The sequence below is a fragment of the Marinobacter sp. C7 genome (assembly GCF_022343555.1).
Lineage (GTDB): Bacteria > Pseudomonadota > Gammaproteobacteria > Pseudomonadales > Oleiphilaceae > Marinobacter.
Window position 1 is genome coordinate 1 of the sequence record NZ_JAKQZH010000006.1, and the last position, 21,157, is coordinate 21,157.

Sequence of the window (21,157 nt, forward strand, 5' to 3'; positions counted from 1 at the left end):
ATGTCTTCAGTCCTTGAAGGGTTGATTCGGTCCGTTGAATCGGTGCGGGGGGTCAAGCCATCGGATCCTTGATGGGGCCCGCAGAGTTGGAGAAGGTACCAGTGGCGTTCGAGAAAATCCAGAGTTTGGGGGTGGGTGTAAAGATGGGGTCAGATGAACACGTTCATCAGACCCCTGGGGGTGGGCGTGAAGGGGGGGGTCAGAAGAAAGCTTTCTTCTGACCCCGGGTTTGGCCGCGAACTCGGGGTGGGGAGATGAAGATGGGGTCAGATGAAGGCTTTCATCTGACCCCTGGTTTGGCCTCTCCGCCGTGGGTCATTGACCCGGCGTTGATTCTCCGGCACCCTAATCTGGTTTCATAACGCAACCTAAATAGGTGGATACTCCAGTGAGCGAATACAAGAATCGAGCAATCGTGTTGAAGAAGCGGCCCGAGGGGGAAATTCAGGAAGGTGATCTGGTCATGGAGGAGCGGTCGGTTCGGGCACCGGAGGATGGTGAGGTTGTTGCCAAGGTGCTGTGGTTATCGCTGGATCCGTACATGCGTCCCCGGATGAATGATGCCAAGGGGTATATGGACCCGATCGGGATTGATGAGGTGATTGTGGGCGAGAGCGTCGCGCAGATCGTTGAATCCCGGTCTGACAAGCTCAAGGTGGGTGACCTGGTTACCTGTTATTCCGGTTGGCAGGAGTATGTGACCTTCCCTGCTGACGCGCCCATGGTTTATCGGATCCAGAAAAAGGAAGGCGTTCCGCTGCAGGCTTATCTTGGTGTTGCCGGTATGCCGGGGCGGACGGGGTATTGTGGCCTGATGTATGTCGGCAAACCGCAACCCGGCGAGACCGTGGTTGTGTCAGCAGCTTCCGGACCGGTTGGCACAGTGGTCGGCCAGACCGCCAAGACGGAAGGTTGCCGCGTGGTCGGCGTGGCCGGCGGCCCCGAGAAATGCCGTTTTGTGGTCGAGGAACTGGGTTTTGATGCCTGTGTCGATTACAAGGCCGGCAATCTGGAGGCGGACCTGAAGGCCGCTTGCCCGGACGGAATCGACATATATTTCGAAAATGTCGGTGGTGCCGTTACCCGGGCCGTGGCGCCGTTGCTCAACACGGGAGCACGGGTGCCAATCTGCGGGTATGTGTCAGCCTACAACGCCAAGGACATGACGGAAGTGGAAACGCCCTTTCATGTGCTCAAGGCCCTGGATCCGGTGCCCGAGCATCGGTTCTTCCTGGTGACCGAGTGGCAGGACCGGCACCAGGAGATTACCGACATTCTGACGTCCCGGGTGGCCAGCGGGCAGTTGAAGTACCGGGAAACTGTTGCCGATGGGCTGGAAAACGCGGTGGAGGCGTTCAAGGGAATGTTGAAGGGTAAGAATTTCGGGAAACAGTTGGTTCGGGTTTCGGAGTGAAATTGGGGTCAGAAGAAAGCTTTCTTCTGACCCCGGTATAAGCCGGGAGTTTCGTGGGTGGGCCCAGCCAGCTTGGGGTCAGATGAACGAGTTCATCAGACCCCTGAGTGGACCCCGGTTTTATCAGCCCCCTGAGTTACCGCCGGTCTGATTCGATAGCCAGACGCATTGGTAGGGTTTCAGGGTGATGCTGCCGGAGAGATCATCAATGGCCATGCCGGAGATCAGGTCCACCCAGTGATCGGTGCCGATGAGGTTGATGTCGCTGAGCGCTACCTGCTGCACTTCGTTGCTGATGTTATGAATGCAGAAGACGGACTGGTCCCGGCGCATGCTCTGGCGCCAGAAGCCGAAGATTTTCAGGCCCAGGTGGAGCGTGAACTGGGTGGCATTGGGATGGAACGCGGCCTGGCCGCGGCGGATGCCGATCAGGCGCTTGAGTTCCTGGTACACCTTGCTGTGGTGACATAGCGGGTTTTCCAGCTCGTCCTCGAGCTTGTCCAGCTGCCACTGGCCCCGGTTGATGGACCTCAGCCGGCCGGTATTCTCCACCCTGGCGTAATCGTTTTCCGTGCCCAGCAGGCTGTGGATGTAGAAAGCCGGGATGCCTTCCAGGGCCAGCATGACGGTGTGCGCACACAGAAAGCGCTGAAGCTGGCAGTGGTCCGCCCCACCCTCCGCCGTCCCTTTCAGGGCATCCCACAGGGCAATGTTGATCTCGTAGGGCTGATCACGACCATCGGCGGTGCGCCGATACGACACCTTGCCACCGAAAGATTCCATGGTATTGATCAGTCGCTGCTTCTCATCGTCATCCAGCAGCCCGTCCGTCGGCCGCATGCCGATGCCGTCGTGGGAGGCGATAAAGTTCAGGTAGGTGGTTCCCATCTGTGCCGGCGGCATACTCATGAGCCAGGTCTTGAGGTGCCGGCAGTTTCCTGTCACCAGGGTGTTGATCAGCAGGGGCGGCAGGGAAAAATTGTAGATAACGTGCGCTTCGTTGGCGTTTCCGAAATAGGTAAGGTTCTCCCGGTTGGGAACGTTGGTTTCCGTGATCACCACTGCCTCCGGCGTATGGTGCTCGATGAGCAGGCGCAGGATCTTGATGAGCTCATGGGTCTGCTGCAGGTGAATGCACGGCGTGCCCGGCTCCTTCCAGAGAAAAGCCACGGCATCGAGCCTGAACATCACCACACCATGCTCCAGGTATTTTTTGATGATCCCGGCAAACTCGATCAGCACCCGGGGATTGGCAAAATTCAGATCCACCTGGTCTTCACTGAAGGTACACCAGACATATCGCTCGCCATCCTCGGTCTGCACCGGGGTCAACAGTGGAGAAGTTCTGGGCCGGACCACGGCGCTCAGATCATCCTTCGGATTTCCCTCAAAGAAATAATCCTTGCCCGGATCGACCCGCTTGCGGAAATTCTCGAACCAGCGGCTGCGCGCGGACATGTGATTGATCACCAGGTCTGCCATCAGCTTGAAATCACCGGCAATCTTTTCGACATCGCTCCAGCCGCCATGGGACTCGTTCACCGCCAGATAGTCCATGACAGAAAAGCCATCGTCAGAGCTGTACGGGAAGAATGGCAGGATGTGAACCGCCGAAACCGTCTCGGCCAGACAGTCCTTCAGGAACCGGTGCAGGGTCTGCAGCGGCTTCTCACCGTCACACTGGACAGTGTCCGCATAGGTGATCAGGACAATATCGGATTCGTTCCAGTTGTTCTGGTGCGCCGGCGGTGGCTCCCGGTTCGGAGCCAGGTCCATGGTGCCCAGCAGCTGTTCCGCCAGGAAATCGCAGTCCAGTTCCGGGTATACCACCTCCAGCATGCCGACCAGTTTGGCTTTGAGGGGCTGGCTCATGGCCGGTACTCCTCGTTGTCCAGCTCCACCGCTTCCAGCAACTGCTCCTTGATGTCCGGAATGGCACTGGTGACCCGGTTCCAGCTCGGGATGAAAGGAGTATCCATGGGGTTGTCCAGGAAATAGGCACCGGCCCGCATCACGTTCTGGGCAAACAGCTCCACGGCCTTCTCTTCTTTGTGTCGGTCGAAGGTGAGGCCGTTCATAACGGCATCATTCTGATAGGTTTCCACGAAATCCAGGGCAATCCGGAAGTATGTGGCCTTGATGGTACGGAATTTCTCGTTGGAGAAGATCTCGCCGTTGGTAGCCAGCTTTCGGAACAGGGCTTTCGAGATATCCACGCTCATCTTGGACAACCCCCGGCTGGCATCTTCCGGGGATAGTTCCTGGTGCTTGTGATCGTAGGTATCGGCGATGTCCACCTGGCACAGCCGGTTGGTGGCGTAGTTGCGTTTCATCTCTGACAACACACCGATCTCCAGCCCCCAGTCGCTCGGAATACGCAGGTCATTGATGACGTCGGTCCGGAACGAAAATTCACCGGCCAGCGGGTAGCGGTAGCTATCCAGGTAATCCAGGAAATCACTGGGGCCGCAGACTTTCTTCAGGGCACGGATCAGTGGCGTCACCAGCAGCCGACTGACCCGGCCATTCATTTTCGAATCCGCTACCCGGGCATAATAGCCCTTGCAGAACATATAGTTGAACGCAGGATTGGCCACCGGGTAAATCAGGCGCGCCACCAGGTCCCGCGAATAGGTCAGGATGTCGCAGTCGTGCAGGGCCACGGACTTGCTGACACCGGAAGCCAATACATAGCCAAAGCAGTACCAGACGTTCCGGCCCTTACCCATCTCGGTCGGCGCCAGGTTCTGCTCACGCAGCTTGAGGTCGAGCTCGCGCAGCCTCGGACCATCGTTCCAGAGCACCTTGAACTCCTGCGGCAGCTCGGAAAAGTACGCCAGCGCATGCCGATACTGTTCCTCGTTGGCCCGGTCCAGCCCGATCACGATCTGATCCAGATAGGGCACTTTCGTCAGCTCACTGACGATGTTTTTCAGCGCCGGCCCCTCCAGCTCCGAATACAACGACGGCAGCACAAGGGACATGGGCCGGGCCTTTCGGAAGTTCATCAGTTCCGCTTCCATCTCCTCTACAGGCCGGCGGACAAGGTTATGCAGGGTGGTGACAATGCCGTTCTGGTAAAAGTCGCCCACGGCGGCTCTCCTCTTTAATACCCGTACTCAAGCAGCAGATTGAGTACACAGTCATTCCAGCCTTCCGGACCGGGTCTGAGGGAGCGAATGGCGCGCCGGTCTGACGGCAGCTGGACGCTCTCGCTGTTGACGCCCCGGATCACCACCGGGATGTCGGAAGCCTCCAGCATGCCCTGATCGTTCGGGCTGTCACCCAGTGCGATAGCAAGAACCGGTTCGCGGCCAAAACGCTCCTGATATTTACCCAGCAAGAAACGGGCCCCATCGGCCTTGTCGAAGATACCCATGGCATGCCAGAAGCGGCCACCCTGCACCAGGCGGAGGTTGTCCTTGGCCAGCGAGGCCTCGAATTGCCGGAATTCCTCCTCGTCACCCTCCCAGATCAGCGGCTCAGTGCCGTGACGTTGCATGGCCCGCGAAGCCGCGGTGACATCCAGACCTGTGTAATCCGCCAGCTCTTCGGCCGACATGTCCTCAAAGCCCCGAAAACGTGCACCGGTAGCCCGCAAGCGGCCCAGTGCGGACAACACCACGGCGCGGGATGCGCCAAAATTCACCACCTGTTCCGAGGAATTGCCAAAAATACCGGCAGGAATGACGACAGCTGCACCGTTTTCGACAATGTAGGGATCGCCATTGCCCAGCTCGTTCCGAAGCACCGCAATCTCCGCAGCGGTCTTGCTGGAATTGAGAATCAGGGGAACTCCCGCTGCCCGTATCCTGGCAAGGGCAGGCCTGGCCGCTTCCCAGGAATAGTCTTCGTGGTCCAGCAGGGTGCCATCGAGATCGGTAAACAGAATCAGGTGGGGCCTGGGCATAGGCTTTCCTCGCTTGCGTTTGCTAACTGGAGACTGGAGCCCCCCGGAACCGCGGAGCCTCCAATGAATGGTCCGGGCCGACAGGGATCAGGACATCGGCCCGATCCGGCATTTCCCGGAGGCAATGCTCGGTCACGCGCTGGTAGTGCATGATGAATCGGGCCACTTCTTCGTCGGACATGATGCGCAACGAGGGAGCACTGCCATCACCACCGCCCTCTTTTGGTGCGCCCGCATGGCGCGCAGCCAACTTGTGCTCCTGCAGGGTGCGCCATTCCAGCACGCATTCCATGGACGGTGCCTTGAGCATCACCAGACAATCGAGCCGATCAAAGAACGCGCGATAGCTGTCTTTCAGACAATCGTTTACATAGCTGCGCCAGGTGGCATAAGCGTCCTCCTCGGCTTCCAGCCTGTTGACTGGTCTTGCCAGCGCCTCTTCACTTTCGGGCGCTGCTCCCAGGCACCAGCCTTCCACCAGAATGACCTCCGCCGGGCCTTCGAACACCGGCCACAGGTCCCGGGGCGCACGATCATCCCGGGCCTTGTCAAAAGCCGGAATTGCGGTCTTCTCCCCGGGTTCAGCGGCCAGCAGCTGGTCGATCACCTTCTGGCCCAGAGACACATCGTGTGTACCCGGCACACCCCGGGTAATGAACAATGGGTGGACCAGTCCGGCAAGTCTCTGGCGCTCTGCTCTGGTAAGGTAGATATCATCAATGGAGAAACTGGCCGTGGGCGTGCCATGGTGCCGGCTCAGGATTTCTTTCAGGAACAGGGTCAGGGTTGATTTGCCGGTGCCCTGGGCCCCATGGATGCCAATAATCACGGGGCGCCCGAGCCCTTGCCGGAGTTCCAGAATCCGGCGCGCCAGCGGCAGGATGGTCTGTTCGACGGTGTCTCCGTATGAAGAAGGCAGACCCTCCTGATTGATCAGGTTCTCAATGGTGCTGTTGAGTTCGTTGTCAGACACGGTGGTTTCCTGAATCGGTTTAAATTTGAAAACAGCAGAATCTGTACCAACTGAGAGTATACGCATTGTATGAGTGACACAGGTTTCCGGATCGAACATCGCTACCTGGAGCTTCCGGAGAGTTTTTACACCCGGGTACAGCCAAAGCCACTGACCGACGCCAGAATGGTCACCTTCAACCATGAACTGGCACGCCAAATGGGCTTCCACGCCGGTTCTGCAGAGCAGTGGACCGGAGTCGGGGCCGGTTCGGAGTTACTGGAAGGCATGGACCCGGTGGCCATGAAGTACACCGGCCACCAGTTCGGCATGTACAACCCGGAACTGGGAGACGGCCGCGGCCTGCTGCTGTGGGAGACCATCGGGCCCGATGGCCGGCGCTGGGACTGGCACCTCAAGGGCGCCGGCACCACACCCTACTCCCGCTTCGGTGATGGCCGGGCGGTGTTGCGCTCCACCATCCGGGAATACCTGTGCAGCGAGGCCATGCATTTTCTCGGCATTCCCACCACCCGGGCCCTGTTCATGGTGAGCGCGAAGGACCCGATCCGGAGGGAATCCATAGAAACTGCAGCCGCTCTGGTACGGGTAGCGGAAAGTCACATCCGGTTCGGCCACTTCGAATTCGCTGCCCATCACGAAGGGCCGGAGGCGGTGCAGACCCTGATCGAGCACGTCATTGCCCTGCACTTCCCGCACCTGATCGATTTGCCGGACGACGAACGCCACACCCGCTGGTTTGAGGAAGTGGTGGAGAGAACCGCGCGCCTGATTGCCGACTGGCAGGCAGTGGGCTTCTGCCATGGCGTAATGAACAGCGACAACATGTCCATCATCGGCGACACCTTCGACTACGGCCCCTACGCCTTCCTAGACGATTTCGACGCCGGCTACATCTGCAACCATACCGACCAGGAAGGCCGGTATGCCTACAACCGCCAGCCCCAGGTCGGCTTTGTAAACTGTCAGTACCTGGCCAACGCGTTGTTGCCGGTCATGGACGAGGACAGCGTCCGCCGTGGCCTGAGGCGGTACGAGGTGACCTACAACGAGCGTTTCCTGCAAAACATGCGCGACAAGCTCGGCCTGGCCGAACCCGAAGACGCCGACCTCAGCCTGATCATGGAGACATTCAGCATGCTCCACGAACACCACATTGACTACACCCGGTTCTTCCGGGGCCTCTCCAGCCTCTATGATAAGGGCCACGCGCCGGTACGGGACCTGTTCGTGGACCGAAGCGTGGCGGACGAATGGCTGGAGCGATACGAGCAACGCCTGCAAAAAGAAACCCGCGCCCATGACGAGCGGGAATACGCCATGCGCAAGGTAAACCCGAAATACATCCTGCGGAACTACCTGGCCCAGCAGGTGATTCAGGAGGCGCAAAACGGGGATTATCAGCCGATGGAGGAGTTACTGCAGGTGCTCAGGCGCCCGTATGACGAGCAGCCGGAGTTTGAGAAGTATGCGGCACTGCCGCCGGACTGGGGGAAGCATTTGAACATCAGCTGTTCCAGCTGAAGGGGCATGCACAGGGTCAGAAGAAAGCTTTCTTCTGACCCCGCCTTCAAGCCCTCAAACCGCCTTGGCAGCAATAATCTTGTCGTGCCACTCCACCGGACCGGTCTGGTGCACGGAGCTGCCCCGCGAATCCACCGCCACGGTCACCGGCATGTCTTCCACCTCGAACTCGTAGATGGCTTCCATACCCAGCTCTTCAAAGGCCACCACCTTGGCTTCCTTGATCGCCTTGGACACCAGGTAAGCAGCGCCACCTACGGCCATCAGGTACACCGCGCCATACTCCTTGATGGCGTCGATGGCCACCTGGCCGCGCTCGGCTTTACCGATCATGCCGGTGAGGCCGGTTTTCTCGAGCATGGTGTGGGTAAACTTGTCCATGCGGGTAGCCGTGGTCGGACCGGCGGGGCCAACCACTTCTTCGCGTACCGGATCCACCGGGCCCACGTAGTAAATAAAGCGCCCCTTCAGATCCACCGGCAGCTCTTCGCCGGCTTCGATCATGTCCACCATCTTCTTGTGGGCAGCGTCACGGCCGGTGAGCATCTTGCCGGACAGCAGAACGGTTTCACCCGGCTGCCACTCTTTGACGTCTTCCGGCGTCACGGTATCCAGATTCACCCGGCGCACGTTCTCGCCCACTTCCCAGGTGATCTCCGGCCAGTCGTCCAGGCTCGGCGGAGTCTGCAGGGACGGACCCGTGCCATCCAGGGTGAAGTGCGCGTGGCGGGTGGCAGCGCAGTTCGGAATGATCGCCACCGGCTTGTTGGCGGCGTGGGTCGGGTAATCCTTGACCTTCACATCCAGTACCGTGGTCAGGCCACCCAGGCCCTGGGCACCGATGCCCAGCTCGTTGACCTTCTCGAACAGCTCCAGGCGCAGCTCTTCGGCACGGTTGGACGCGCCGCGGGCCTGCAGGTCGTGAATATCGATCGGATCCAGCAGGGCTTCCTTGGCCAGCTCCATCGCCTTCTCGGCGGTACCACCGATGCCGATACCCAGCATGCCCGGCGGACACCAGCCAGCACCCATCTGCGGCACCATCTTCAGCACCCAGTCCACCACGGAGTCCGACGGGTTCAGCATGGCGAACTTGGACTTGGCCTCGGATCCGCCACCCTTGGCAGCCACGTGAACCTCAACGGTGTCGCCCGGAACCATCTTGTAGTGGATGATGGCCGGGGTGTTGTCCTTGGTGTTGGCACGCTTGCCATCCGGATCGGCCAGCACAGAAGCCCGCAGCACGTTGTCCGGGTGGGTGTAGGCGCGGCGAACGCCTTCGTTGATCACATCATCCAGGGGCATATCGCAGTCCCACTGAACGTTCATGCCGATATTCACGAAAACCGTAACAATGCCGGTGTCCTGACAGATCGGACGGTGGCCCTGGGCGCACATCCGGGAGTTGATCAGGATCTGGGCCATGGCATCCTTCGCCGCCTGGGACTCTTCCTTCTGGTAGGCCTCATAGACGCCCTGGATAAAGTCCTTGGGATGGTAATAGGAAATGAATTGCAGCGCGTCCGCTACACTCTCAATCAGGTCGTCCTGGCGGATTACGGTGGTCATAGGCGCCTCATCAGCTTGTTTCGTTATTTCGTGTCATCGAAAAATCGGAGGCGAGAGTTTACCAGAAAATCGTTCGAACGAGTGATGCGACGGAAGGCGAAGGCGCTATAAAAGGAAGCAATAAAAACTATCGATCGGGGGAGCAAGCCCCGGACATAACAGCACGTTTGCAGGAGATACCGTGACCGACCTCATCTTCACCGAGAAAACAGACCGAATCCTGACCGTTCGTCTCAACCGGCCGGAGCGCAAGAACGCCCTCACCCACGACATGTACACCGCCATGGGCGATGCCCTCGAACAGGCGGAATCCGATACCGACATCCGCTGTACCCTGTTCACCGGTACCGAGGAGTGCTTCACCGCCGGGAATGATCTGAGCGAATTCGCCCAGGGCCTCCCGGGTGAGTTCCGGGAAACTCCTGTGGGTCGCTTCCTTCTATTGCTGGCGACCGCCACCAAACCGGTGGTGGCCGCGGTCAACGGCCCGGCAGTAGGCATCGGCACGACCATGTTGCTCCACTGCGATCTGGTGGTCGCCGGAACCAACACCCGCTTCCAGATGCCGTTCGCCAATCTGGGCCTGTGCCCGGAAGGCGGCTCCAGCCTGCTGCTACCCGCCTGGCTCGGCCGCGTCCGTGCTGCCGAATTGCTGATGCTCGGCACCGCGTTCACCGCGGACGACGCTCTGCGACTTGGCATCATCAACCGGGTTTGTGAGCCAACGGAGTCCGAGTCCAAAGCCCGGGAACTCTGTGACCAGCTCGCAACCCAGGCACCCGCTGCTCTCCGTGCCACAAAACAGCTGCTCAACCGGCCGGTCCTGGAGGACCTGACAGACACCATGCTGACCGAGGGTAAGCTGTTCAGCGAGCGCCTGAAATCCCCCGAAGCCGCCGAAGCTTTCCGGGCGTTCATGGAAAAACGCCCGCCTGATTTTTCGTCATTCGAGTAAGTCGCAAATGGCGATTGCAGCGCTCGACAAAGCGCTTAGGGGCAACTATTTTTCACAAAGGCCGGACTCCATCCGTGCGAGGATGACCCGAAAAGCCAGAATCACACTTTTGGCTGATCAACACTTGCCAGACTGTCGCTATAGTCAGAGTTACGAAATTGGCTCAAAGCGCTGACCAAAATTTCAAAAAGAACATAACGACACAACAACAGGAAAAGGTTCCACCCATGTTCAAGAAAACACTAATAAGTCTTGCCGTGGCGTCTTCCGTTGGACTTACAGGCTGCTGGAGCAGCGGTGACGAGGGGGCGAATGCTAATCCGGATTATCAGATTACTGACACGACTATTGACCAGACGCTGGTCCGCCCAATTTTCAATCCGATTTTGACAGCCCCGGATTTCAGCATCCCTGCAAATTATGATCTGGTGCTTCTCCTGGGTGCGGGCCAAAGCACGAACTACGACTTTACGGGCTTTACTACCGGAACCGATCCTGCCTCCAACACTATTAATGATCTCGCCGGCTTCTCGACTTCGGGTCAGATAGACGTTCGATTCAATGGTTCACTGGATGCTTCGACGGTGATTGCCAACCAAACCGTACATCTGGTTCCGATGAACATGTTGCCTGTGTCAGAAAATACGCCTGACATTGAGCTAACGGCAAATCCGGCCTATATCAATTCCAGCGATCCGTTCGATCTGGCTAAATTCGCAGCCCAGGATTTCCGAACTGAAGTGGTCTCTCTAGACGGGGGGACGGACAACGTTATCCGAATCACTCCGCTAAAGCCGCTTGAGAATCAAACCAAGTACCTCGTTATTGTGACCGGTGGTGTAAAAGCTACAGATGGCCGTTCCACAGCGCCGTCCATCGGTTATTCACAAATGGCTGGTGACGGGCCTCTGGGGAATCCGGCTCTGCAATCAGTGCGGGATCTCGTTCAAGGCGGTGAGGCGTTGGCGGCCGGCTGGTTGGGTGCTAACGGCATCACCGACGACGTGACCCTTGCCTATACAATCACTACCTCCAACACACAGACGGTTCTTGATTCTATTACGAGTCCAGCCCCCTACCTGCCGAAACTGGGCCAGCAGGTTGTTCTGTACTCCGCTCTTCAGGTGGTCAGGGATAATCTGCCCGAAACAGCAACCGCTTCAACTGTATTCGCAGCGTTGGCAGATGCCTTGAGCGACTCCCCGGAAAACGTTGAGCTTGCGCAGGCAGTCGGTGCCGCAATCGGGCCTTACATTGCAGATCCTACTCTGGGCCAGCAAGTCGTGGGTTCTGTAGTCTCAGAATTGCCGTTCCCCCAACCAAGGGGAGCCACATTCTATAGCGATACAACCAAGTCGGCAGACACACTTCCAGCGATCTCCGCCTCAGGAAATGCTGAGCTTCAAACCGCAGCTGGCTTTGTCAACGTGACGGAAGGCGCAATCGAGCTTCCCTATTACCTTGAGCTGCCCGGCGAAACCGGAGCAGGACTCGTAGAAGGAATGTGGCGAGGCGACACGGACCTTGAGACGGCGCTGAACAGCACGATCGATTCACTCAGAGATAGTGATCCAAGCCTGGCCACTCTCTCCAACTTTGAGTTCCCGCGGGACGCCGATGGCACATTGAACGTGACACAGTACATGCCCTTCCCCAAGGAGAACGCAAAGGTAGCTGTTCCTGTAACTGTGTTTTATCCCAAAGCAACTGCGGGCTGCACAGCGATTAGCGACGTTGTGGTCTTCCAGCACGGGCTTACAGTCGACAGAAGTGTCGCAACAATCCCTGCAGTTGTCTTGGCCGCACAGGGAGCTCAACTTGCTAACGGTACCTGCATTGCCACTGTCGCAGTCGATCAGCCGCTGCATGGCCTCGGGGGCGATACTGTGGGGACTATCCCCGGGCTGACGCCGGGAAGTTACATTGATCCTGCAGATTTCCCGGAAGCGGATTACGTAGGTGAGCGTCACTTTAACTTTACGGCTGTTCCAGGCACTCTTACACCGCAGGCAGCCGAATCGATTACGGATGTTGAGTCTGGAAGTCTGGCAATTAACCTGCAAAGCCTGCAGACAACCCGAGACCTTCTCCGTCAGGGAGTTGTAGATCTGCTGAACCTGTCCGCAACAATGCGTTTCGGCGCGTTCGATATCGATGGCCCGGGCCTTGACGGTGCGGTCTACGCAGGTGATGCCCTTCACAATGCAAACTACCACTTCGTTGGCCACTCCCTGGGTGGGATTTCTGGAACACCGTTTGTCACTCTTGCCGAGGATGCTTTCCTCAGAGGTGCGTACGGAGCAATTGGCGCAAATGCGCTCTACCCGGATTTCACCTCTATTTCTCTGATGAACACTGGTTCCCAGTTGGCGAAGATGGCAGAAAACTCTCCGGCGTTTTCTCCCGCAGTACTCGGCGGTTTGTCGGCAGCAACTGGCGGCACTGTAGTCCAGGGCACGTCATCGCTCGAGACCTTCCTCTACGTGTGGCAGTCAGCACTTGACAGTACTGACCCGGTCAACTTTGGCATGCGGCTTGGCGCCAGCGTTTCAGCAGAAGGCACCACCGGTCTTTTGCTCTCCGAAGTAGTAGGAGACCTCACTGTTCCGAACGAGGCGAACGTTTCGACTCTGGGGCAGGCACTGTCCGCACCGCTTGCCGGAACAGAGCCTCTAATGGCTCTGGTAAACTTGGGCGCGGGTGTTGATCCGTTGACTTCGGGCTCACTGATTACGGCAAGCAATCCGGTGCCAGTGGGTCCCGTCGCAAACGCGTCATCGTTCTTCTTCGGCGCCCAGCCCTGCTCGACGGCTAATCATGGCACATTCGTTGCCCCAGCTACGCCAGCTGACGAAACGGACCCGGTTTGCCCGAACGGCTCAAGTACTGGTGACGCATTTGGCGAGATGGTTGCTGAAGTGTTTGGAAACATCACCCAGCAAGCAATCCCTGTCATCGATTCTAGCGTCCTTGGGGATAGTCCAACGGTTGAGGCCGCTCTGGACCAGAACCAGTAAACGCAACCCACGAAAAACCCCGGCGCAAGCCGGGGTTTTTCTTTTGGTGTGGAACACACCTTAACGACAAAACTCAACGAACAGCCAAGTCAACCTAGTCGGAGAAGTTTAAAGGGCTCCCAATCTGCCTCTGCATCACCCCATCCCCCCGATCAACCTCAATCACCATCTCTCTGGCCCTCAACTGCGGGTGCTCCGCCGCCTCTGCGATCGTCAGCACCGGTTCCACACAGGCGTCCTGCCCATCGAATACTTCCTGCCACTCCGCCAGTGTCTTCTCTTTCACTTTCTCCTGAATGGCCGTCTTGAGCTGCTTCTGATCGTTCGGCTTCTGGCTCAGTGCCAGGCTTTTCATTTCCGACAGCCCCAGGGCGTCACACAGCCGTGCCGAGAACTGGGGCTCCAGACTGCCCACCGACAGCCAGCGGCCATCACGGGTCTGGTAGTAGTCATAGAAAGAACCGCCGTTGAGCAAACTGCTCTCGGGCTTCTGTTCCACGCCTCCGGCCAGGCAGGCCGCGCCGGACATGGCGTTGAGGGCGAAGGCAGCGTCGGTCATGCTGATATCGACGAACTGACCCCTGCCGGTCTGCTGGCGTTCGATAACGGCCGCGAGGATGCCCATGACGGCATGGTGGGAACCTCCGGCCACGTCCGCTACCTGGATGCCCATGGGCGGAGGGCCGCTGTCTGCGCGGCCGCAGTGGCTGGATACGCCGGCAATAGAGAGGTAGTTGATGTCGTGGCCGGCGCGGTCCCGGTAGGGGCCGGTCTGGCCGTAGCCGGTGATGGCGCAGTAAATCAAGCCGGGGTTGATTTCTCTCAGGGTCTCGTACCCGATGCCCAGGCGGTCCATCACGCCGGGACGGAATTGCTCAACCACAATGTCGTAGTCCCTGACCAGTTCCTTTACTTTGTCTGCAGCGCCTTCCTGTTTGAGATTGAGCTGCAGCGTGTCCTTACCACGGGTGAGATAGGAAAAGGCGGTACTGAATTTGCCGTCGAAGGGAGGCATCACTTTTGTGAGGTCCACCCGGTCCGGTGCCTCGATTCGCAGTACCTCTGCCCCCATGTCGGCCAGCAGCATGGTAGCGTAGGGGCCGGGCAGCAAGGTGCTGAAATCCAGAACCTTCAGTGAACGCAAGGGGCTTGCCATGGTCTTCTCCTTCTTGTCAGGCAATTATGGTTTGAGCAGATCTGTTTTATCACCATGCTGCCGTGTTTTGCTCCCGGGGCCAACTGCCGGTTCCCCCATTCCCGTTGACCAATTCTTCCACGCTTCAGGCAGTTAGGCCGGTTGCAATGTTCCCCCGGGGTTTTATGATGGGTTTCGTTTTCAAGGAATGGCGAGCACAATGCCCAACCTGACGGTTTCAAGACATTTTGTACAGGCAGCTTTGGTCGGCGCCGAGGCCCGGGGACTGGATACCCGGGAGATGCTGAAGGACGCCGGGATTTCCCCGGATTTGCTGCGCATCGACATGGCGCGGGTCAGCAGTGACCAGTTCAGCCGGCTGATGCAGGTGCTGTGGAACCGTACCGGTGACGAATTCATGGGCATGGGCCCCCGTCGGGCCCGGACGGGTACCTTTGCAACCATGTGCGCCCTGGTTATCGATTGCCCCAACCTGGAGGCCGTCTATCGCCAGGCATTTCAGTTCTCACGCCTGTTCGAGCCCATGGTGTCCATGGAGCTGGAAGTCGGTGAAGAGCAGGCGCGGCTGGTGCTGCGTATCGAAGGCGAGATCTATGATCCCAGTTACTTCCTGCGCGAGAGTATTCTGGTTATCTGGCATCGCCTCGGTAGCTGGCTCATTGGCCAGCCGGTGGAATTGGACAAAGCCGAGTTCGATTACCCGCGGCCGCCCCACGGTGATGAGTACCGGCACATCTTCCATTGCCCGCTGGAGTTCGAATCAGGCCGGACCGCCCTCACCTTCGACAAGCGTTTCCTCTCGGAGCCGGTCATCCGCGACAAGCCGGAAATGCGGCAGTTCCTCAAGACTTCACCGGCGGACCTGCTTTCCCGGCCGGACGAAAGCAATACCTGGACCGGCAGGATTCGCGCATTGATTGGCCGGGATTTCTCCAGGCCCCTGCCGGATTTCGAGTGGATTGCTTCAGAGCTGCATACCAGCCCGCAAACGCTCCGGCGCCGCCTGAAACAGGAGAATACGTCCTTTCAGGAGATCAAGGACCTGCTGCGGCGGGACATGGCGATCTACTACCTTGGCCGGCAGGATCTGGCCATCAATGACATCGCGGAAAAGGTGGGCTTTACCGAGCCGTCCACGTTCCACCGCGCCTTCAAGAAATGGACAGGCGTCACCCCCGGTGCCTATCGCGAGGGTGAACGGGGAAACCTGGAATCCTGAGGAAATCAGGAGCCGTCAGGCGCTTGCAGATGGCGGACCAGTTGCCCCAACGTCTGGGCGATTTCACCGGCGCGCTCCCGGTTGTAGCCAAGCTGCATCAACCGGGAACCATCACGGGGATCGTATATCCAGCAGCTGGACACAGCGGCCTCACAGCCCCATTCGATCATCGGATTCACCCCATAGACTTCCATGGTCTGGGTCTTGCGCACCAGGCGGTTTCCGGCCTCGCGACGAATTTCCTGAAAGCTGATCACGCTTTCAGTCGCACTGACCTCATACGCCACATCCGCAGGGTTATCCAGCCGGACAACGGTCTGGTCCGCCCGCCAGCCCGCCACATCGAGCAGGCTGTTCAGATGAGTCAGCAAGGCTTCCCGGTCGTTGTCCGCGAGGTAGAGCCTTCTGAGTGAGGCGGTGCTCTGGTTGCCCGCCGGCTCAATCACTGCCACCTTTGGAGGTTTCTCGCCGTTACCGTTGGTTGCTGCTCCCGATTGGCGGGTGCGCTCCACATCGGTGATCAGTTTGAGGGCTTTCTGATAATGGCTGCCGTCGGCACCCGCCTGGGTTACGTAGGCTTCGAGGGCTGCCTGGGCTTCGTTGAGATGACCGGCTTCCAGCATCACCCGACCCCGGTAGAAAAAGTACTCCGGAGGTTTTTCCGCTTCCAGTTTCTGAAGCCGATTGAGGTACTCACCGGCCTCCCCCCAGTTACCGGCATTGACCGCCTCTTCTGTAGCCAGCATCAACCGGCGCATCTCGTGCTCCGGAGCCAGGGCCTGCACCTGACCGGCGGCCGAGAGGGCTGCCACCAGGGCCACGGACCGGGCCAGTCGATGAAACATTCCAGATGCTACTGCCATGGTTCTTACTCCTGCTGGTTATCGGCGTTCATCGCCGCTTCCATCTCGGTGTCTCCGGCATCCACTTCGGCCTGCTCCAGGATGCCCCGGGGAAGTTCTTTCTTGACTCTCACGCCTAACTCCACAAACCGGTTCGCCTGGGAAATCAGGTTACCACGGCCCCGGGTCAGGGTATTCATGGCCGAATCGTAGCTGCCCTGGGCGGTTTGCAACTGACTTCCCAGGCGCTCCATGGCCTCCACAAAAACTCTGAGCTTGTCATAGACCGCACTGGCCCGATCGGCAATCCGCCGGGCATTCTGGCTCTGGCGTTCATAGCGCCAGATATTCTCGATGGTCCGCAGTGTGGCCAGCAGCGTGGTCGGCGTGACCACAATAATCTTTCGCTCGAAGGCTTCTGCGAAAAGGTTCTCGTCCTGCTGAAATGCCGCCACGAACGCCGGCTCGATGGGCATGAACAACAGCACGAAATCCGGCGAATGCAGGCCATGGAGCTGACTGTAATCTTTCTCGCTCAGGGTCCGGATATGGTTCCGGACTGCCTCCACATGCTGTTTCAGCGCCTCGGCACGGGCATTCTCATCTTCCTCGTTGACCCACTGCTGGTAGGCCAGAAGGGACACCTTGGAATCCACAATCAGGTTCCGGTTATCCGGCAGATGCACTACCACATCCGGGCGCAACAGCTGGTGCTCGCCGTCCCGGTAACTGCCCTGGGTTTCGTATTCAATGCCTTTTCGCAGGCCGGACTTTTCCAGCACCCGCTCCAGAATCAGCTCACCCCAGTTGCCCTGGATCTTCTTGTCACCCTTCAGGGCCCTGGTCAGGTTGGCGGCCTCTTCGGTGATCTGCCGGTTCAGCTCCTGCAGCGACTTGATCTCGCTTCGCAATGCCTGGCGGTCCCGGGTCTCGGTGGTGTAGACATCCTCCACCCGCTTGCGGAAGTCCTGCAACTGATCCCGGAAAGGATTGAGCAGGCTGTCCAGGCTGGTTCGGGTCTGCTGGGTGAAGCGCTCGTTCTTCTGATCGAAAATCCGGTTGGCCAGGTTTTCGAACTCCTGTTTCAACGCATCGCGGTTACGCTCCAGCAGCTCCAGCTTCTCTGCCGCCGAACGGCGCTCCCGGTCCAGGGCAACTTCCTGTTCGCGAAGCCTCACCTTCACACGGTGCAGCTCGCCGGAAAGATCCTCGATCCGGGCCTGCAGGTTTTTACGCTCGCCTTCCAGTTGGTCGATCCACTGTCGCTTGCCGCCAACATCCGACTCAAGCCCCGCCACCCGCGTCTCAGCATTGAACGCCCTGGCTTGCCAGCCATCCCCCTTGCGTGCCGAACGCATCAGGAGAGCGGCGAGCAGCACGATCAGCAACGCCAGCACTACCACTAATCCAGCCATCAACTCCGGCGAGGCCACTATCCATCGGGTTATTGCTTCCGGCACTGCAAGACGCTCCTGGTTGGTATTCCCGGATGATCACATAATGAAGAACAGTTTAACGTAACAATGGAACCTTTTGCGTTGCCTCCCGTTCATAGGCATTAATGAGGGTCTTGCGACCTCGACTGATTGGCAAATTGATCACCGATGCGCATCTGACTCTGGACGCGCCTCGTAATATCCACTAAAAGAATAAAGTGTTCGTCCTGTTTATTTTGATTACATTTTTTTCACGGCCGGGGCGAATCCGCAGTCAGAGGATGGACAGGCAAATTATGCTGAAAGAACTGTGGCGAAAACTGGGATCAGAACTCTGGCAGGAGAACCGGGCCGGGGATGGTGTGGAATCAGGTGTTTTGAGCAGGCGCAAGAAAACCTACCCGAAAGGTTTCCGGATCCTGCCCCACATCACCCACACAGGTGAATTTCACCTGGAGCGCCTGACAAAAATCCTGAAAGAACGCTACGGCCAGAGTTTTTCTGTCCCGGATAGCCGGAGTGAGAACGACGGCGCCATCAGGGAATTGATCAGTTTTGCCTCCCGTATCCAGGATCAGGATATCCAGCGCGAGTTGTTGCTGTTCTATCTGAATTGCTCTCCGGTGATTCAGGAGTACCTGCGTTCGCAGACCGATCTCGGCGAAGGCCCCTTCCTGACCAGGTAATCCACCCTGCCCGTTAACCAACTGTAAAGTCACTACACAGGTTGGTTGCGGTATACTCCCCGGCCTAATTGGACACATTCGAGGCACAGACCATCAGCACGCCCTTAATATCCGGGTGTAGTTGTCTGCCGGCTCAGGGGTACTTCATGAGTTACAATCGTTCGCGGGCTGGTTTTCCGTTCCTATCGATCATCGTCGCTGCCGGGCTGGGCCTGGTGCTTGCCGGCTGCTCGTCTGACCGCTATTTCATGGTTCCGAAAAAAGACCTGACAGAGCTGAACTCGTCGGTGCAATCCCAGCGGGCCACGCTTGTCACCATGGAAGGCAACGCCTCGGTCCGCCATGAACAGCTGTTGCAAGGCCAGAAACTGTCCACCCAGACCATTCTGAACGCCATTGCAGAACAGGTCGAAAAGCCGGTCTGCCCCCCGGTTCCCGCACAACGAGCCTGCCCCACAGTGGCAGACACCGGCCGCGCCGATCGTCTGAAAGGCAAGGTTGTTGTCGGTGAGGTTGAAAAATTCTACCTTGCCGAACCGGGGCTGGTTTATACCGCACGAATCGATAGTGGCGCCGAGACTTCCTCCATAGATGCCCGCAACATCACACGTTTTGAGCGGGATGGCAGCAACTGGGTGCGCTTTGACGTTCCGGTTCCGGGCACCGACGAACTGGTGACCATGGAGAAAGAAATTTCCCGGAGGGTTCGCATTATCCAGGCCAGCGCCGACGACTCGGAGCGGCGGGTCGTGGTCGAACTCCAGTTTGCCATTGGCGATCACAAGCAGGTTGCCGAATTTACCCTGGCGGATCGCAGTAACCTGACCTACGAAGTGCTGATCGGCCGAAATGTCCTCCGGGATGTGATGCTGATTGATGTCGGCAAGGAATACGCCACTGAGCTGCCCAAGAACCTGAAACGCAACGGAGACGACGCTTGACCAGCCGTTCGCGAATCCCGTTTTACGTCGCCGTCCTGCTCCTGATCGGGGCTGGCATATCCCTGGCCATCTGGCGCCACGTTGAGCTGGGCATCCCATGGCTCACCGGTGAACAGCGTCCGGTCTGGATGGTCGAGGCGCGAGTGGACTTCGTGGGGACCGGCGAGCCGGTGCTCGCGAGCCTGAACATTCCGGAGCAGCCCCCGGGCTTCAGTATCATTTCGGAACAGGCCGCCTCTCCCGGCTACGGATTCTCTATTGTGGACAACTCCGGCGCCCGCAGGGCGGAATGGAGCAAACGGGACGTCTCCGGTCCACAGACCCTCTACTTCAAGGCCCAGTTCATTCCTACGGATGATGCCCGGCCCCGGCGCCTGACCAGGGAGCCACGCACCCGGGAGATGTTTTGGGAAGAGCCCCAGGCAACCGCGGTCCGGGAAATCCTTACCCAGGCACGAGAACGTTCCAGCACGCCCGAGAGCATGACCCGCGAGCTGATCCGCCTGCTGCAGCCGGACACCAGGACCCAGAACACCACACTGCTGGTGGCCGAGGAGAACTACCTCCAGTTGCTGGTGGACATGCTTAACCACGCGGGCATTCCCGCCCGAACGGCGGATGGCCTCCGGCTCGAGGATGCCCGTCGTCGGCAGCCGCTGATGCCCTTCCTGCAGATCTATAACGGCGATCAGTGGCTGACGTTCGACCCCCAGACTGCCGAGCAGGGGGTGCCGGAAAACCTGCTGCTCTGGCGCCAGGGCTCCGAATCCTTGCTCGATGTTGTCGGCGGCGATAATTCCGAGATCAGCTTTTCCATGCTCCGACAGACAGTTCCCGCCCTTCAGCTGGCCACCATGCAGGCGGAATCCAACGGTCTGGGTTTTCTGAGCTTCTACGAGCTGCCCATCGAGGAACAGAGCATGTTCCGGATGCTGCTGCTCCTGCCGCTGGGCGCACTGATCGTGGCCTTCATGCGCATGGTGATCGGCATCCGCACCTCTGGCACGTTCATGCCCGTGCTGATCGCCGTAGCCTTTGTACAGACCACACTGGTCCCCGGGCTGATCGCATTTCTCTCCGTTGTGGCCATCGGTCTGCTGATGCGGGGTTATCTTTCCAGCCTAAACCTGTTGCTGGTCTCCCGGATCTCCGCGCTCATTATCCTGGTCATCTTTATCACCGCCGGCCTGTCCATTATCGGCTACCAGATGGGCTTCAACACCGGCATGACAGTGACCTTCTTTCCCATGGTGATCATCGCCTGGACCATCGAGCGGATGTCCATCCTCTGGGAAGAGGAAGGCGTCCGGGAAGTCATGATCCAGGGCTCCGGCAGTCTGTTCGTGGCCATCTGTGCCTATCTGGTCATGAGCGCCCCGCTTTCCGGCCACCTGACCTTCAACTTCCCGGAGCTTCACCTGGTGATTCTCGGGTTGATCCTGCTGATGGGTCAGTACACCGGCTACAAGCTCAGCGAACTTCGTCGATTCTCACCCATGAAGGTGTACGACTGAC

The 21,157-nt window shown here is 58.7% G+C and carries 16 protein-coding genes; 8 read left to right on the top strand and 8 right to left on the bottom strand.

The window, feature by feature from the left end:
• Positions 1-388 precede the first annotated feature (388 nt).
• Positions 389-1,414: an NADP-dependent oxidoreductase gene (locus MD273_RS17645; RefSeq protein WP_239039113.1), complete on the top strand. Its 1,026-nt coding sequence runs from the start codon at positions 389-391 to the stop codon at positions 1,412-1,414.
• Positions 1,415-1,537: 123 nt separating this feature from the next.
• Here the strand turns inward: MD273_RS17645 and MD273_RS17650 are convergent, their stop codons facing one another.
• The 4 genes from MD273_RS17650 to MD273_RS17665 are packed head-to-tail and all read right to left on the bottom strand — an operon-like array spanning position 1,538 to position 6,297.
• Complete coding sequence (locus MD273_RS17650) at positions 1,538-3,286, bottom strand: alpha-amylase family glycosyl hydrolase (RefSeq protein ID WP_239039114.1); 1,749 nt, start codon at positions 3,284-3,286, stop codon at positions 1,538-1,540.
• On the bottom strand, positions 3,283-4,506 hold the full coding sequence (locus tag MD273_RS17655) for a glycosyltransferase family protein (protein ID WP_239039115.1): 1,224 nt from the start codon (positions 4,504-4,506) through the stop codon (positions 3,283-3,285). The genes MD273_RS17650 and MD273_RS17655 overlap by 4 nt, the downstream gene beginning before the upstream one ends.
• A gap of 14 nt (positions 4,507-4,520) precedes the next feature.
• Positions 4,521-5,324, bottom strand: a complete 804-nt coding sequence (locus tag MD273_RS17660) for an HAD-IIB family hydrolase (RefSeq protein ID WP_239039116.1) — start codon at positions 5,322-5,324, stop codon at positions 4,521-4,523.
• A 22-nt stretch (positions 5,325-5,346) separates the two neighbouring features.
• Positions 5,347-6,297 (bottom strand): hypothetical protein, encoded by a 951-nt coding sequence (locus tag MD273_RS17665; protein ID WP_239039117.1) that lies wholly within the window; start codon positions 6,295-6,297, stop codon positions 5,347-5,349.
• Between the two features lie 69 nt (positions 6,298-6,366).
• On the opposite strand from MD273_RS17665, the gene MD273_RS17670 reads away from it, so the two are divergent.
• Complete coding sequence (locus tag MD273_RS17670) at positions 6,367-7,821, top strand: protein adenylyltransferase SelO (RefSeq protein ID WP_239039118.1); 1,455 nt, start codon at positions 6,367-6,369, stop codon at positions 7,819-7,821.
• A 54-nt stretch (positions 7,822-7,875) separates the two neighbouring features.
• Here the strand turns inward: MD273_RS17670 and MD273_RS17675 are convergent, their stop codons facing one another.
• On the bottom strand, positions 7,876-9,390 hold the full coding sequence (locus MD273_RS17675; protein WP_239039119.1) for a fumarate hydratase: 1,515 nt from the start codon (positions 9,388-9,390) through the stop codon (positions 7,876-7,878).
• A 181-nt stretch (positions 9,391-9,571) separates the two neighbouring features.
• On the opposite strand from MD273_RS17675, the gene MD273_RS17680 reads away from it, so the two are divergent.
• Entirely contained in the window at positions 9,572-10,345 is a 774-nt protein-coding gene (locus tag MD273_RS17680; RefSeq protein WP_239039120.1) for an enoyl-CoA hydratase, read from the top strand.
• Positions 10,346-10,572: 227 nt separating this feature from the next.
• Positions 10,573-13,362 carry an MECDP-synthase gene (locus MD273_RS17685; RefSeq protein WP_239039121.1) on the top strand — a complete coding sequence of 930 codons (2,790 nt, stop codon included), beginning with the start codon at positions 10,573-10,575 and terminating at the stop codon, positions 13,360-13,362.
• Positions 13,363-13,456: 94 nt separating this feature from the next.
• Here MD273_RS17685 and MD273_RS17690 read toward each other — a convergent pair whose 3' ends face one another.
• Positions 13,457-14,518, bottom strand: a complete 1,062-nt coding sequence (locus MD273_RS17690; protein ID WP_239039122.1) for a CaiB/BaiF CoA transferase family protein — start codon at positions 14,516-14,518, stop codon at positions 13,457-13,459.
• Between the two features lie 199 nt (positions 14,519-14,717).
• On the opposite strand from MD273_RS17690, the gene MD273_RS17695 reads away from it, so the two are divergent.
• Positions 14,718-15,737: an AraC family transcriptional regulator gene (locus MD273_RS17695; protein WP_239039123.1), complete on the top strand. Its 1,020-nt coding sequence runs from the start codon at positions 14,718-14,720 to the stop codon at positions 15,735-15,737.
• A gap of 5 nt (positions 15,738-15,742) precedes the next feature.
• On the opposite strand, the gene MD273_RS17700 is transcribed toward MD273_RS17695, so the two are convergent.
• Together MD273_RS17700 and MD273_RS17705 are read right to left on the bottom strand one after the other, a co-directional pair.
• On the bottom strand, positions 15,743-16,600 hold the full coding sequence (locus MD273_RS17700; protein WP_239039124.1) for a hypothetical protein: 858 nt from the start codon (positions 16,598-16,600) through the stop codon (positions 15,743-15,745).
• A gap of 5 nt (positions 16,601-16,605) precedes the next feature.
• Positions 16,606-17,937: a DNA recombination protein RmuC gene (locus MD273_RS17705; protein WP_502846077.1), complete on the bottom strand. Its 1,332-nt coding sequence runs from the start codon at positions 17,935-17,937 to the stop codon at positions 16,606-16,608.
• A gap of 374 nt (positions 17,938-18,311) precedes the next feature.
• Between MD273_RS17705 and MD273_RS17710 the strand changes: the two genes are divergently transcribed.
• The 3 genes from MD273_RS17710 to MD273_RS17720 all read left to right on the top strand — a co-directional run bounded on the left by MD273_RS17710 (position 18,312) and on the right by MD273_RS17720 (position 21,156).
• Positions 18,312-18,701, top strand: coding sequence for a hypothetical protein (locus MD273_RS17710; protein ID WP_239039126.1), 390 nt, complete (start codon positions 18,312-18,314; stop codon positions 18,699-18,701).
• Positions 18,702-18,847: 146 nt separating this feature from the next.
• Positions 18,848-19,642: an ATP-dependent zinc protease family protein gene (locus tag MD273_RS17715; protein ID WP_239039127.1), complete on the top strand. Its 795-nt coding sequence runs from the start codon at positions 18,848-18,850 to the stop codon at positions 19,640-19,642.
• Positions 19,639-21,156: an inactive transglutaminase family protein gene (locus tag MD273_RS17720; RefSeq protein ID WP_239039128.1), complete on the top strand. Its 1,518-nt coding sequence runs from the start codon at positions 19,639-19,641 to the stop codon at positions 21,154-21,156. Before MD273_RS17715 ends, MD273_RS17720 begins: the two co-directional genes overlap by 4 nt.
• The last annotated feature ends 1 nt before the right edge of the window (position 21,157 follow it).

What these genes read in the sequence shown, in the direction of transcription:
- MD273_RS17650 (WP_239039114.1), bottom strand. Translation starts at nt 3,286, where the DNA reads ATGAGCCAGCCCCTCAAAGCCAAACTGGTCGGCATGCTGGAGGTGGTA.
- MD273_RS17660 (WP_239039116.1), bottom strand. Translation starts at nt 5,324, where the DNA reads ATGCCCAGGCCCCACCTGATTCTGTTTACCGATCTCGATGGCACCCTG.
- MD273_RS17670 (WP_239039118.1), top strand. Translation starts at nt 6,367, where the DNA reads ATGAGTGACACAGGTTTCCGGATCGAACATCGCTACCTGGAGCTTCCG.
- MD273_RS17675 (WP_239039119.1), bottom strand. Translation starts at nt 9,390, where the DNA reads ATGACCACCGTAATCCGCCAGGACGACCTGATTGAGAGTGTAGCGGAC.
- MD273_RS17685 (WP_239039121.1), top strand. Translation starts at nt 10,573, where the DNA reads ATGTTCAAGAAAACACTAATAAGTCTTGCCGTGGCGTCTTCCGTTGGA.
- MD273_RS17690 (WP_239039122.1), bottom strand. Translation starts at nt 14,518, where the DNA reads ATGGCAAGCCCCTTGCGTTCACTGAAGGTTCTGGATTTCAGCACCTTG.
- MD273_RS17695 (WP_239039123.1), top strand. Translation starts at nt 14,718, where the DNA reads ATGCCCAACCTGACGGTTTCAAGACATTTTGTACAGGCAGCTTTGGTC.
- MD273_RS17700 (WP_239039124.1), bottom strand. Translation starts at nt 16,600, where the DNA reads ATGGCAGTAGCATCTGGAATGTTTCATCGACTGGCCCGGTCCGTGGCC.
- MD273_RS17705 (WP_502846077.1), bottom strand. Translation starts at nt 17,937, where the DNA reads ATGCGTTCGGCACGCAAGGGGGATGGCTGGCAAGCCAGGGCGTTCAAT.
- MD273_RS17710 (WP_239039126.1), top strand. Translation starts at nt 18,312, where the DNA reads ATGCTGAAAGAACTGTGGCGAAAACTGGGATCAGAACTCTGGCAGGAG.
- MD273_RS17715 (WP_239039127.1), top strand. Translation starts at nt 18,848, where the DNA reads ATGAGTTACAATCGTTCGCGGGCTGGTTTTCCGTTCCTATCGATCATC.